We start from the raw sequence: 14163 nt of genomic DNA, 5'->3' as shown, positions 1-14163 counted from the left end.
ATTTCATTGGTTGCTCAATTAAGGATAAGAATTCGGTTAGTTAATATTCAATAAAATAAATCCATAAAAGAAACCAAAGAAAATGAACAATCGTATATATAGGTAAATTTTATTATGGGATAGGAGGAAGTAATCATGGCAAAATATGAAAAGACAATTACTGGTCAATTTGAGGAAGTGGTTAGTCATTTGCAAAACGATATTGGTAATAGTGGAATAAGTATGAAATTAGTGGATGAAAGCAATTACACTATTGGAGATACTAAAATAGCTGTTCGAGTTTATGATAAATACTTCATGAGAAATGGAAATAGAGCAAGTTTGAGTCTTACTGTAGTTGGTCATAATAATAATATTTTTATTTCAGCAATTGGCGCTGGCGGAGGACAAGGTATTTTTTTTAACTTTAGTCTTGGTGCCGAAGATGATATGGTGGCAATAGTGCAAAACAGTATAGAACAAATGGAATAATAGTTTATTATATTTCTAATCACAGTTTGCTCCGTTCGAAGTTTGTTATGAATATGGCAAATTTCACGGAAGGAAAATTATTAAGCAAAATTGGTTTTATCCTAATAAAATTATGATATTTGTTATCGCTCACTTTATAGATGGTGGATTCGGAAATAATCACATGTTCCGATATGCTGCCATCTTTTTTATCTTGCCAATGAGCTTTTATCAATAATGGAAATGTTGAAAAGTTAGGATTGACGGTTCCGGATCAGCTATTGCAAGGTGACAGTAAATAACGGTTGCATTTTTTACCAAAATGCCTGTACCAATTGTCAATTATTTTCATTCTATAAAAATAAAGGAGGGATTCCATAATGGCAAAAGGATTGGATTGTGCTACAAAGTTAACTGCCACATCCGCGAAATCTTTAAAAGCAGCTGGTTTTGATTATGCTGCTAGGTATTTACCTACATCTGACTGGAAGGGATTGACGAAGGAAGAAGTAAAAGCTATCCAGGATGCAGGATTAAAGCTAATCAGTATCTTTGAGAAAAATTCAATCAAAGCATCTTATTTTACCTTAGATCAAGGTATTGCAGATGCAAAAGAAGCAGAAGGGTATGCAAAGTTGCTAGGGCAACCAAAGGGCACTGCGATTTATTTTACTGTCGATTATGATGCACAAACTAATGATATGGCAGCCATTAAGCAGTATATCGCTGGATTAAACCGTACACTTGTGGATTATGAGGTCGGTATTTACGGTTCTTATTCGGTTATGGTCGCCGTCAAAGGGCTTGTAAAATATTATTGGCAAACAAACGCCTGGTCTAGTGGAAAGGTTGCAGATTTTATTCATATGTACCAGAACAAAAATGACGCACGAGTTTCTGGCATAGGTATCGATTTTGATGACATCAAAAAGGAACCAGGAGCATGGAACTTGGAAGTAGCACCAGCTACAAAGCCTGTAGTTAAAAAATATACGGTAAATAAATTAATAAACGGATATGTTAACGCCGCAGATGCAAAAGCCAAGAAAAATGCAAAGGGTACTGTTAAAGAAGGAACTTATTTTATATTTAACGAATCAGATGGCATGATCAATGTCACGACAAAAGCTGGTGCGCCGGGCAGCTGGATCAATCCTGCTGATAATAAAGGGGCGGCAAGTACCACTTCCAAACCGGTGTATCATACAGTGGTAAAAGGAGATACAGTATCGGAACTTGCAATTAAATACGGTTCGACACAAACAGACATCAAAAAGTGGAATAACCTAAATAATGACTACTTAATTAAAATTGGCCAAAAGCTGCGGGTTAAGTAGTTTATTTTGATTGTTAATTGATTAACACTTCACATTTGAAGCCTTTCTCGATGGAGAGGGGCATTTTTTATGTAAAAAATCACTAGTTTGGTAAGGATAATAAACATTTTTGTCTAATATGGTAGTAAAAAGGAAATGAGTGGATTGCATAAATGAGAATAGTACACATTGTTCGGCTTATATGCAGCGATGTAGAAGGCATAGAATGGTTGTTAAAAGTAGGAAAAGCAGACCCCAAAAAGTTATTCCTAATGGGAGGTAGTTTTGGAGGGTACCTTTCATTACTACTGCACGGGAGACATGGTGATTACTTTAAAGCAGTTGTGGATTTATATGGAGAGTCCGACTTAATCTCTTTTTTACAATCAGTCCATTCTTCTTGGAAACCACTTATGAAACAGAGACTGGGTGACCCTGTTGAAAATAAAGAACGTTTGATTCAAGATTCACCGATTACTTATGTGGATAATATGACTAAACCTATGTTAGTTATACAAGGTAAAAATGATTGATACTACGTCAAGAAAATAGACACAGATTTTTCTACCGCGCTTTCGCTTGGTTGCCTTCATAAAAAAGTTTAAATAAAGTGCGATTTAAACTTTTTTATGAAGGTAAAATCAAGCTGCAGATTTTCTATACATTCGCTCAAATTCATTCGGCGTATAGTATCCCAACGTTGAATGGATCCGCTTTGAATTGTAAAAGAACTCGATGTATTCGAACAATGATTTCTTCGCTTCTTCTCTAGTTTTATATTTTATTTGATACACTAGCTCACGTTTAAGAATACCGTGAAAGGACTCGATACAAGCGTTGTCATAACAGTTTCCTTTTCGGCTCATGCTACCAACCATATGGTATTTTTTTAATAGCTTTTGATATTCAGAAGAAGCATATTGAACACCTCTGTCTGAATGATGAATAACACCTTTTCCGGGTTTTTGACGCTTGTAAGCCATCTTTAATGCAGAGATAACCAATTCCTTTGTCATGGTTTTGCCCATTGCCCAACCTATTATTTTACGAGAATATAAATCCATTACACTTGCTAAATACAACCAGCCCTCATTGGTCGGGATATAAGTTATATCCGTTACCCACACTTGGTTTGGTTTACAAGGTTTAAATTGTCGATTTAAGACATTTTCACTTACTGGATGTGCATGTTTCGAATTGGTCGTAGCCTTGTATTTTTTGACTATACAAGACTTCCATTGGTTCTTTGTCATAATACGTGAGACCGTACGCACACTTACTTTTACGCCACGACTATTGAGCGTTTTAGCAATTTTAACACTGCCGTAACGTTGCTTGAATTCTAGGTGGGTCTGTAAAATCTTTTGTGATAATTTCTCGTGTTGTTTCTTCCTGTTACTTATCGGTTGTTTTAACCATTTGAAGTAACCACTTTTAGAAACTCCCAGAACGCTGCACATCTTCTCCACTCGGAATTGGGAGCGATTTTCATGAATGAATTCATATTTTACCGAGGGCTTTTTGCGAAGTAGTGCATCGCCTTTTTTAAAATTTCATTCTCCTCCTGTAGATCACGAATTTCTTTCTGAAGGGCCCTTAATTCAGCTGATTCTGAGGAAAAAGATTTTACAGCTTTAATCTCTGGTTGTTGGCCGTATTTCTTCAACCAGCTATATAAAGTATTTTCATTGACCCCCACTTCTCTAGCAACTTGAGCTACAGACTTATGGTTTTCATTGATATACTTAACTGTTTCAATTTTAAATGCATCTTCGTATCGATTGCCGTTACCTCTTGCCATCCTGACACACCTCGTTATAGTTGATATTTTTATTATAACAATCTGTGTCTACTATTTAGTCTAGCATCAGATACTCGTGTAGTGAAAGCACAATCTGACTTGATTGTTAATGCTTTAAGAGAAAGGAAAAGAAATGTTGAATATTTAGTTTTAGATGATGAAGGACATGGATTTTCTAAGAAAGACAATGAGATATTTGTTTATAAACATATAGTAGATTTTTTGGATAAAAATATAATTTAAAAATATGTTGTTTAACAAATACAGTTGAGAGAAAAGGAAACACCATCCACATCTATTTCAAAGAAATTTGTGAAGAATTTTACTTAAAGTAAATGACCTCATTTATTGTAAAAAATGGATAGATGAGTACAGGTATTATTCCCGTTCATCTATCCTCTTTCTTTTACAATAAAAATGTTTTGATATTAACTCCAACCATCTAATTTCATGGAACTATAATTTTTTAATAAAACATTATGGACCGTTTATTATTTATTTTACAGGTATGAATTTTGCTGAAGTTGTTAGTTGGATTTCGTCTCCTTCATCAGCATCAAACACATATTCTTTAACAGATAATGAAGCGTCGTAACCTAAAATGATATTTACTTTAGCGCCTTCATTTACAAAGAAGTTACCCATTCCACCATTAGGAACAACCTTATATCTTCCGGCTGGAATATCTTTTCCTACAGAAAAGTAGCCTGCAGGTAGAACTTTTGGCGCCCCTTTACGTTTCTGAATCTGTCCAGCAACACTTGCTAATTCCTTTTTCTTACTATTTAATTTAGAATCCCAGGACTTAACTTCTTCTTTCTTGGAATCTATATCTGATTGAAGTTTTTTTAATTCGTCTTCAGATTTCTTTTTATTATTAACAACATCCATGGCGGCATTTATTTGATCTTCTTTTTCAGTATATTGATTATTAAGATCATCAAGTTGTTTTTTAACATTGTTAAGCTCTTCTTTTTTAGATTTAATTTCAGCAACTAATTTATCATAGTCAAGTTTCTTTCCATCAATGGATACGGTTTGTGCTGAACCTGATGGTATACAGATACCAAGAATAAACAATATTATTCCTGCTCCTCCTATGTACATTAGAAGATTTTTCTTAAAATTCTTTTTAATGAGTGACACAATCAGATATACAATTGCCCCTATTATTAATAAAAAGCCTACCAATGCAAAAAAAGTCCCCATTTTTATTCTTCCCCCTTATTTTTATTTATCATTTATATATTACATTATTACTAGTTAAAAAGTATCATATTTTTTCATCTTCTACCCATTCATATTGTTCATCAACTTTTACTGCTATTAAATTTGCAAATTCAAATGCTTTATCTACAGAAGGATACTTTTTACCAGTACTCCAATTTGATAACGTATTTGTACTCACTCCCAAATTTTTTTATGGTAGCTCTGAGTTGGGTAGTGAAGCAAGGTTCGATATATTGCTAACAATGTGATGACGAGAGCCATACAAATTAGAAGAGATGGAACAATTGGCGGGAGAATAAGAATTTGATAAGGCTAAAGGAATCATAAGGAATGTTTTAGAAAAAAAAGAACAAAGTATAATTAGTGAAACCTTGTTCATGCATTTTTTAGAATCAACTCCGTTTATTAAATGAACAAAACATAGAATTAGTTGCGAGAAAGGAAGTATTAGTAATAAAATAGTGTCTGTTGTATTGTGACAGGGATTACATATAAAATCGGGGGTTTATGAATGGAGAATAACGATATATTAATTCGCTTGAGATATGCACTGGAGTTAAAAAACAGAGAAATAGCTGAAATATTTAGACTCGGCGGAGTGGAAGTATCAATACCTGATGTAGTAAATATCCTTACTAAACCAGATGAAGATGAGATGGACACTCAATTGAAATGTAATAATAAAATGTTTGATTCGTTTTTAAATGGATTAATTATATACAAAAGAGGAAAACAAGATCCTAAACCAGGAAATCCTGATAAACCAGAACCATCCATACAGAATAAAGCAAATCTTAATAACCTCATGCTGAAGAAAGTAAAAATAGCCCTTTCGTTAACGACAGAGGATATGCTGGAAATATTCGAGATGGCGGGGATTTTTGTATCAAAAGGAGAACTTGGCGCGTTTTTACGAAAAGAAGGGCATAAGAACTATAAAGAGTGTCTAGATAAATACGCCCGGAATTTCTTGAAGGGACTAGCAATCAAATATAGAGGATAAGGTAAATAAAAGTAAAATGGCATTAGAAAGCCGTTAGTGCACGATACATTGCTTAGTATTTTGTCATTTGTAGTTGATTCTGTTTTTACATAGAATTTAGGTGGTAAAGAGAGTTGCTTTCAGCTTCTATCTTTTTAATCGTAATACTAGGAATATTTAACCACCACACTACCATCTTCAGCTGAATGGTTGAAAATGTTATAATGGAGATTAGTGGTCTCTAAAGCTCGCCATATACATACCTGGCCATTCGTAAAACCAACCTTATGACAACTATCTAGAATCTAGCATAATAAAAAAATGAAGGTGAAAGAATGAAAATAAATCGTAATGATCCATGTCCTTGTGGAAGTGGAAAGAAATATAAGAAATGCTGTTTATTAAAGGAAAGTATTGTTCAAATCAGTGAAGTGAAAGAAGAGCGTTTTCTTCGGGAAAGACATGAACTGATGTTGAAATTAACTAGTTTTGTAGATAAGAAAATTCCAAGAAACCAATTGTATCGTTTACATAGCGAGTTCCGAAGAAGATCACAATCGAAAATCCCAGATAAAAATGAATTGGACTTCTTTCAATACTGGCTCAACTTTTTCCATTCCTATGAAAACGGACTTCGCGGAATTGAATGGTTTCTGAAGGAAAATGGAACCCATCTATCCAACGATGAAAAAACATTGGCTGAAAAATGGGCAAAACTAACTCCAAAAGTAGTACAGGCTATTGGAAAGAGCGAAACAGATATTCAATTTGAAGAGGTAAACACAAAGGAACAATTTACGATTTTAGATAACAATGAAAATGTACCTGACTTTGCACCATGGATTGGTACCATCAGTTTAATTGATCGCTTTGATAACAAGGATTATTTCAACGGTATTAGCATATTTCAAGGACCCGAAAATATGAACCATATTAATGACTTCATCCAAAAGTTAATGGTAGAAACGAAATCCAACCGTGATGATATTCTCTTCCATTATTATCCGGAAATCATCGGAGAGTTTCTAAAAGATCCAAATGGAATTGCTGATCGAGAGGGAAAAGAAATCCATGTATACAGCGTTCAATATCAGGTACAGGATGAGGAAATCGTTTCGAATTTCCTACAAGGAGAACCAGAATTTGTTACTGATTACTGGGAGCAAAATGCCAAGAGACTAAGCTGGCTTCAAAACTACAATGAATTCATGGATAATGAGATGGAAGGAAAAGCACGGTTAGCGGAAAGTATAGGAATTATCTCATTAAGGAAAAACCAGCTCCAATTTGATTGCTATGATAAAAACATTCTGGAACAATTTAAACAAAAGGTAAATAAAGTAGAAAAGGCTGTTGAATGGATGGATGAAAAGGAACAATCACTCATCATTCCATCTCAAACCGAAGTCAAGAACATGGCCATTCAAATCAGCGAAAATGTACCGAAATATTTTATCCTGTATGCCCAAAACAACTTGCAACTAGATATCGATAAATCCTTACCAAAATTCGATGATCTTTCACCACGTGAAATGGTCCAAAACGGTAGAGTGGAAGAAGTTGACACATGGTTAAAGCAACTAGAATATAAGCTATATCTGCAAGTAAAGGCTCAGTTTGAAAAAGTAGAAAAAACAGCCGATTTTAATACGGTCCGAAAAGAATTAGGGCTGCCGCTATCCTCTTTTGTGACGGGTGGAGAAAATCGTGTATCCGCGATTGTACCGATTATTCAACAAAATAAAGAGCCAATCGTTAAAAATGAGGATATTCCTTTTTACGAGGATCTAGGCTTTACACCTGACACCATTGATAATGTTTATGCAAAGTCATTCGTAAACTTTTTCAAAGAAAAAACAGATGGCAAGAGTGAAAATACAGTAAGGAAATATAGAAATAGTTTATCTGATTTACGGGAGATTCTTGAGGCATATTCATTCAATAGTTGGGATGAATTGACCCAAAAACAATGGGAACGAATCCTAACAAAGGATTACTTTGATATGTTTGAATCCGTAAGCAAGACGCAAGTGAAGGACTTCTTAAGCACAGTAAAAGCTTTAGTAAAATGGCTGGATGAGAAGGAAAACACAAGGCTTTCGGAGGACATGCTTAAGGCAATGGAAGTAACAGAGAAAAAACGCCTCCAATTGGCTGGAATTTAAGATATGATAGAAAAAAGACCGATTTTGAGATTCGGTCTTTTTTATCAAGGTAAGCGGACAATGGGAAGGGGGAAAGACGGTGCCGTTAGAACTAATTCGTCAAGATATTACGAAAATGCAAGTCGATGCAATCGTGAATGCAGCCAACACAGAATTGAAAATGGGTGGCGGTGTTTGCGGGGCAATCTTCAATGCTGCAGGTGCCAGTGAACTGCAGAAAGCGTGTGATAAAATCGGTGGATGTAAGGTCGGAGAAGCAGTTATAACCGACGGCTGTCAGCTAGATGCAAAATATATCATCCATACTCCAGGTCCTATTTGGCAAGGAGGAGGTAACCAAGAGGCAGATCTATTAAAGGCATCTTATATGAACTCTTTAAAACTAGCAAAAGAATATAAATTTCAATCTGTCGCTTTTCCATTGATATCTACCGGTATATATGGTTATCCAAAAGAAGAAGCATTGCAAATTGCGATATCCACCATCAGTTCATTTTTATTGGAGAATGATATGTTGGTATACCTTGTTGTTTTTGATAAAAAATCATTCGGAATAAGTAATAAGTTGTTTACATCTATTCATCAATATATTGATGAGCATTATGTAGAAGCAGCAGAAAAGGTATTTGCAAGGAATCGTTTCGAACAATACGATGTGATGGAGAGTTTGCGGGAACCTGATATTTTCCAAGAGAAAAAAATATCGGAAGAAACTTATTCTTTAGCGAACCGATTAAATCAGCTCGAAGAATCATTTTCCGAGCGGCTGCTTCGATTCATTGATGAAAAAGGTCTGACGGATGTAGAAACTTATAAGCGGGCAAATATCGATAGGCGATTATTCTCCAAAATTAGGAACAGCATTGACTATACACCAACGAAGAAAACAGCTGTAGCCTTTGCCATTGCATTAAAATTGAATTTAAATGAAACGCTGGAGCTATTAACAACTGCTGGGTATACATTGTCACACAGCAGTAAATCTGATGTGATCATTCAGTATTTCATGGAACAAAACAACTACAATATTCATGAAATAAATGAAGCATTATTTGCTTTTGACCAGCCATTACTTGGTTCTTAAAATGTCGCTTTGGAAGCGACCTTTTTTTATGTGATTCTTGTTATTCTAAGTTTATCACAAAACGGAGGATGATAAGAATGAAGAAGAATCTAACCGAACTAGTATTTATTTTGGATAAAAGCGGATCTATGGCTGGACTGGAAGCTGATACCATCGGCGGTTACAATTCGATGTTGAAGAAACAACAGACAGCGGAAGGAGAAGTGATTGTTACCACGGTTTTATTTAATCACCATTACGAATTATTGCATGACCGTATCAATATTAAAGGCATATCGCCTCTTACTGAAAGAGATTATGAAGTCGGAGGAACCACTGCATTATTAGATGCGATTGGTTCTTCCATTCAAAAGATTGTCAATGTACAAAAGAGAACAATGGTGGAAGAACAGGCAGAAAGGGTACTATTTGTGATTACAACGGATGGCCTGGAAAATGCCAGCCGTGAATACACAACGGACAAAATAAAAAAAATGATTCAGTATCAAAAAGAGAAATTCGGTTGGGAATTCATTTTCCTTGGTGCAAACATCGATGCCATTGCAACCGCTGCTCGATTTGGAATCGATAAGGATTTTGCGGTTGATTACCATGCAGATTCTGTAGAAACACAGGTAAGTTATGAAGCAATAAATGAAGCGGTGCTTAATCTTCGAGGTGGGAAAAAGATTGATCGGAATTGGAAGAATGGGATTGAAAGGGATTATAATCAGCGTTCAAGAGAGAGGTAAAAAACGTTGATATATTGTGAGTTGTGGTTGTCCCTTATTGGTCAAAGTAAGATGGCGAAATATGGAATAGTGTAACCTAACTTTGGAAGAGTCCAATTGTTATAGAGCAGATAACACCAGAGGATACATTTTTTTACCTTTATCTGCTTGAAAAATACTCAAATAGGAATCTATCGAATTGCGCACGGTGTTTTCTTCGAGTGGTTAGTTAAAGTATCAAAAAAAGTTCACAGGAAAGGATTACAACGGAAAAAGCTGCTATGTGGCTGGAGTTATGCGTCATTATGCTAGTGCAAATCTGAATGATTTAGCTCGAGAAGGATTCATGATCAAGAAAAATTGTACGCTTCTGGGCTGTAGAATCAATTAGTACAGGAACCGGTGGAATATCATAAAATGGCTTTACAAGTGCATAGCACCAATCTTATTTCTCAAATATCGCATTGGAAAGCAGGCGGAAAAGGTAAGAGTTGGCCCCGTGGCCAACTCTTTATAAAGATTAATTGATTGTAATTGTCACCGAGTTATAGTTATTTCCTTTGCTCAGCGGGTTGTAGTTTTTCTCAATATTTCCTGCTGTGTCAACCGCGAAATAATTGATTGTAGTTGTTTTGTTAATTTTAAAGGTTTCCGCAGATTCACGAATTCCGTTTAGCTCAACTTTTTTCGAATGAAAATCAGGGCGGCTGCCGTCAAGGGTATAGTAGACTGTCGCCGGCTCGCTGGTTTCAAATTTTACTTCGACCGGTCCGGTGTACTTGCCATTCCCCGGTACTGCTTTAGACGATGGTGGCTGATGGTCTTTCGCATTGTTATAGGCAACTTTTAACAGGCCGATTAAGCCATTGGAAAATTCCATTGCCTCTTCATGGCCTTCGGAAAATGCCGGCTGGAATCCAACAGATTCCCATCTTTTCGTATCCTTATTCCATAAATCAGCCCCGACTTCAAAGTCCCAAGCATAAATCCCTTTCTCATACCATAGATAGTCAGCTGAGTTGCCTGCTGCAGAATAGAGGACATCCGGGATTTGCCCGGTTTGGCCCGGGAGAATGACGGTTCCGCGGTAGTCCTGAATTTTGTTTAAAATGGTGTTGGACGCTGCCCATATAAAGTAGCCGCCATAGCTATGGATATTCATCGCGAACTTAAGGTTTGGATATTGGTCCGCCAGCCACACAATATTCTTAGCTTCCGGTTCAGAGTTTTCCGCTGGTCCTGCATAGGTGCCGCTTCGGCATTGTATAGTAGATGCTCCGACATAACCGTCAAATGCAGAGCCGACTGAATGGTTTCGGTTTTAAGTCAACCCCCCATGAAGTACGGTATCCTGGGTCTGATTCGGTTAGACCACAGTAATTGGTCATATTTTTTCGCTGCATATTGTAATCATAGAAACTATAATTGGCGCCATCAGGATTAGTGCTCGGTACTAGGAAAATATCTAGATTATCAACAAGTTTCTTTGTTTCGCCGTCATGAGCATAGTTGCGCAGCAACCGCTCTGCCGTTTCAATGGTGACAAGCGGAGTTACCCTTTCGCGGGCGTGTTCTGAGCATATCCAAGGACGCGCATGTGGAGCCTTTAATTTACATAAAAGAACGTGTATAATCAATTATACTAAATAATCAAAAAATGGTGAATAGAGGGATAAAGTGAACTACATAGAGATATTTGAAGAAATAGTAACGATTATACATAATGATTATTCAGGCTGTCTAGACAAAAAGGGATGGGATTCGCCGGACGAATATAGAAGAGAGATAATAGAATTAGAAAATCAAAAATTACTAGATCTTCAGAAGTTTGTTCAGATTGTTTCCGATTATTTATTAGACTGTAAGGATCAACATTTATTTGTGAAGCTATCAAATAGTAGTAGTAATAAAATGATGAATGTCGGATTTAAAGTTAGAAGATATGAGGATTTACTGTACATATATGAAGTCGACAGGGAAACTCGAGTACACATGGGAATGGCCATCAAATCATTAGATAACATTACCATTCCAGAATTGGCTGCGATACATAAGAGATCATTAATGGAAGATAAATACGAAAGGCAAAGATGGGAGCCAATACTAAAGAAATATAATATGTGTGAAATAGTGGACCAGAATGATCAAATAATTCAAATGGATATAAGACTTTATGAGCCAAATAACAAGGAACCAGAATACTCTATTAAAGAAATTAACGAAGATACATTATTAATGAAAATAACAGATTTTTTGAATGTAAACGCAATAGATAGGCTAATAAAAGATTGGGAAGATAGATTAGATAGCTGCACCAATTTAATTATAGATGTTCGTGTTAATGGAGGTGGCAGCGACGATTCCTATTTTCCCTTACTAAATTATATCGTGGATCGCAGTTGCAGTTTGGTGGAGTTTGCAGGTACGGATGATACGGCAATTTTTAATTGCACACACCGTAATTTTACTAATAAGATAGAGCCATTGTATGAGGAGTTAGAAAAAGCGGAAAACGAAGAAACGCGAAAGTTTTTACAAATTTATATTGATGAGTGGAAAAGAAATATTGGAAAAGGTTTCGTAGAATTAGATTTTTCCGAACTTGCACAAGATATATATTTTCAAGCTAAAGGAAAACCGGAAAAAGTGATCATATTATCTGATTATTATTGTGGAAGCTCAGGGGATCAGTTCGTAGAGGTATGCAAAAATTCCAAAAAGGTTACCGTTATTGGCAGAGCTACAATGGGAGTGACCGATTATTGTAATCTCGCTATCCAAACATGGAATAACCAAATCGAATTGTGGTATCCAACATCAAGAGTTTCAAAAATTGATAATGGAATGGGCTTAACAGGGGTCGGTGTTTTACCAGATATTTATATTCCATGGACTCCCGAACATATTTTTGAGGATATTGACTTAAAGAAAGCATTATCGTTGTGTGAGAATGTGAAGGAAGTTTAATTGTGGTGGAAAGGGATTATTATCAGCGTTCAAGTGAGATGTAAAAAACATGATATTAGGAATTTTCGTTGTCCCTCATTGGCCGAAGTGAGGGACATTTTTCCTTTGGCTAACCAACGCAAAACCAACTTCATGATATGCAACCGTTCATTTATACATCATAAGTATTTTGGTAGTTTTCTTCTCGGCACTATTCAAAGATATCGGTTTGCTCTAACTAATTATATATTCTTGATGCATTTTTAGAAAATAATAAGGTATTTTTTTTGACAAAAAATTTATCAAGAGTATACTGTTATTTTGACGTTTGATCCTATCAATTGTTCAAAATGAGAATGGAATCCGTCCATGAAAATAAATGCATAATAAAAAAATAAAAGTGCTAAAAGATGGATAATCCCTTTACCGAATGGAGGAGTAATCATGAGTCAAATGCAAAAACAAATTAAGCTTGCAAAACGTCCAATTGGGACACCAGTGATGGAGGATTTTGCTTTTATCGATGCACCAATTGGAACACCATCAAATGGTGAAGTGCTAGTTCGTACTATATATATTTCGGTTGATCCGTATTTACGTGGAAGGATGCAGGATGTAAAATCGTATATTCCTCCATTTCAATTAAACGAGGTCATTACAAGTGGAGTAATTGGCCAAGTAGTAGATTCAAAATCGGAACTGTTTGCTAAAGGCGATGTGATAATAGGAAATCTTGGCTGGCAGGAATACTCCATTGCGAAGGAGAAGGAGATTCGGAAAATTGATCCGAAGCAAGCTCCTGTAACAGCGAATTTAAGTATTATTGGATTGACAGGATTAACAGCTTATTTTGGCCTGCTTGATATTGGTCAACCAAAAGCAGGAGAAACCGTAGTTGTATCTGGAGCTGCTGGGGCGGTAGGAGCGACTGTTGGACAAATTGCGAAAATTAAAGGCACTCGTGTGGTTGGAATTGCCGGGACAGACGAAAAATGTCGCTACCTCATAAATGAACTTGGATTTGATGCAGCCATCAATTATAAAAAGGAAGATGTTCCAAGTGCATTAGAAAATGCATGTCCTAACGGAATTGATATCTACTTTGATAATGTTGGGGGATCTATTTCTGATGCTGTATTCCCACTCCTTAATAAGTATGCTCGTATTCCAATTTGCGGGGCAATTTCTTCCTATAATAATGTAAATATTGATATGGGGCCGCGTGTTCAAACTTATCTCATAAAAACCAGTGCGCTTATGAAAGGTTTCACGCTTGGAGATTACTCTAATCGATTTAAAGAAGGTGGCGCAGCACTAGCCGCATGGTTAAACGAAGGAAAACTTAAATATGAGGAAACCATTACAGAAGGTTTCGACCATATTATTGACGCCTTCCTTGACCTCTTTAAAGGAGCGAATATTGGAAAGTCGCTCGTCAAAGTGGCAGATATTAAGTATTAAGTTAGAATGTTGTTGTTT

14 protein-coding genes and 2 pseudogenes are annotated in these 14163 nt (G+C 36.0%); 10 read left to right on the top strand and 6 right to left on the bottom strand.

The genetic code is table 11. The annotated features are described in order from the left end of the window. The first annotated feature begins 135 nt into the window (after positions 1–135). From AN964_RS12280 to AN964_RS12270, 3 genes and pseudogenes are all read left to right on the top strand, one after another. Entirely contained in the window at positions 136–471 is a 336-nt protein-coding gene (locus AN964_RS12280) for a DUF6054 family protein (RefSeq protein WP_055739955.1), read from the top strand. Positions 472–830: 359 nt separating this feature from the next. After that, positions 831–1787 (top strand): glycoside hydrolase domain-containing protein, encoded by a 957-nt coding sequence (locus AN964_RS27075; protein WP_055739954.1) that lies wholly within the window; start codon positions 831–833, stop codon positions 1785–1787. A 188-nt stretch (positions 1788–1975) separates the two neighbouring features. Then, a pseudogene (locus AN964_RS12270) lies at positions 1976–2296 on the top strand (alpha/beta hydrolase family protein); the annotation flags it as partial. A gap of 111 nt (positions 2297–2407) precedes the next feature. Here AN964_RS12270 and AN964_RS12265 read toward each other — a convergent pair. Next, positions 2408–3567, bottom strand: a protein-coding gene (locus tag AN964_RS12265) for an IS3 family transposase (RefSeq protein WP_200915583.1) whose coding sequence is annotated in 2 segments (ribosomal slippage) — positions 2408–3306 and positions 3306–3567 — 1161 coding nt in all. Because the reading frame shifts where the segments join, the coding sequence is not laid out codon by codon here. 42 nt (positions 3568–3609) lie between these two features. On the opposite strand from AN964_RS12265, the gene AN964_RS25555 reads away from it, so the two are divergent. Beyond that, on the top strand, positions 3610–3810 hold the full coding sequence (locus AN964_RS25555; protein ID WP_083489331.1) for an alpha/beta hydrolase family protein: 201 nt from the start codon (positions 3610–3612) through the stop codon (positions 3808–3810). Positions 3811–4062: 252 nt separating this feature from the next. On the opposite strand, the gene AN964_RS12255 is transcribed toward AN964_RS25555, so the two are convergent. Further along, on the bottom strand, positions 4063–4776 hold the full coding sequence (locus tag AN964_RS12255) for a host-nuclease inhibitor Gam family protein (RefSeq protein WP_055739950.1): 714 nt from the start codon (positions 4774–4776) through the stop codon (positions 4063–4065). A gap of 64 nt (positions 4777–4840) precedes the next feature. Further along, entirely contained in the window at positions 4841–4975 is a 135-nt protein-coding gene (locus tag AN964_RS26375; protein WP_126649071.1) for a helix-turn-helix domain-containing protein, read from the bottom strand. Between the two features lie 333 nt (positions 4976–5308). On the opposite strand from AN964_RS26375, the gene AN964_RS12250 reads away from it, so the two are divergent. The 4 genes from AN964_RS12250 to AN964_RS12235 all read left to right on the top strand — a co-directional run bounded on the left by AN964_RS12250 (position 5309) and on the right by AN964_RS12235 (position 9759). Further along, entirely contained in the window at positions 5309–5800 is a 492-nt protein-coding gene (locus AN964_RS12250) for a YehS family protein (RefSeq protein WP_055739949.1), read from the top strand. A gap of 314 nt (positions 5801–6114) precedes the next feature. Beyond that, positions 6115–7944, top strand: a complete 1830-nt coding sequence (locus tag AN964_RS12245; protein ID WP_055739948.1) for an SEC-C domain-containing protein — start codon at positions 6115–6117, stop codon at positions 7942–7944. A 79-nt stretch (positions 7945–8023) separates the two neighbouring features. Further along, entirely contained in the window at positions 8024–9028 is a 1005-nt protein-coding gene (locus AN964_RS12240) for a macro domain-containing protein (RefSeq protein WP_055739947.1), read from the top strand. Between the two features lie 77 nt (positions 9029–9105). Beyond that, a complete protein-coding gene (locus tag AN964_RS12235) occupies positions 9106–9759 on the top strand; it encodes a vWA domain-containing protein (RefSeq protein WP_055739946.1) in 654 nt (217 codons plus the stop codon). 499 nt (positions 9760–10258) lie between these two features. Here the strand turns inward: AN964_RS12235 and AN964_RS27070 are convergent, their stop codons facing one another. The 3 genes and pseudogenes from AN964_RS27070 to AN964_RS27495 all read right to left on the bottom strand — a co-directional run bounded on the left by AN964_RS27070 (position 10259) and on the right by AN964_RS27495 (position 11375). Further along, positions 10259–10618, bottom strand: coding sequence for a chitobiase/beta-hexosaminidase C-terminal domain-containing protein (locus tag AN964_RS27070; RefSeq protein ID WP_235950809.1), 360 nt, complete (start codon positions 10616–10618; stop codon positions 10259–10261). 201 nt (positions 10619–10819) lie between these two features. Then, a pseudogene (locus tag AN964_RS27285) lies at positions 10820–11047 on the bottom strand (M14 family zinc carboxypeptidase); the annotation flags it as partial. Then, the gene (locus AN964_RS27495) at positions 11028–11375 is read right to left on the bottom strand and encodes a M14 family zinc carboxypeptidase (RefSeq protein ID WP_083489330.1); all 348 of its coding nucleotides are present in this window, start codon (positions 11373–11375) and stop codon (positions 11028–11030) included. The pseudogene AN964_RS27285 and the gene AN964_RS27495, both read right to left, overlap by 20 nt. 40 nt (positions 11376–11415) lie before the next feature. Between AN964_RS27495 and AN964_RS12225 the strand changes: the two genes are divergently transcribed. After that, on the top strand, positions 11416–12705 hold the full coding sequence (locus AN964_RS12225) for a S41 family peptidase (RefSeq protein WP_055739944.1): 1290 nt from the start codon (positions 11416–11418) through the stop codon (positions 12703–12705). Between the two features lie 423 nt (positions 12706–13128). Continuing rightward, a complete protein-coding gene (locus AN964_RS12220; protein WP_055739943.1) occupies positions 13129–14145 on the top strand; it encodes an NADP-dependent oxidoreductase in 1017 nt (338 codons plus the stop codon). Positions 14146–14163: the final 18 nt, after the last annotated feature.

Source organism: Heyndrickxia shackletonii, assembly GCF_001420715.1.
In the GTDB taxonomy this organism is placed as follows: domain Bacteria; phylum Bacillota; class Bacilli; order Bacillales; family Bacillaceae_C; genus Margalitia; species Margalitia shackletonii.
The sequence above is the reverse complement of the archived record's forward strand: the minus strand, read 5'-3'. Positions and strand labels throughout refer to the sequence as shown.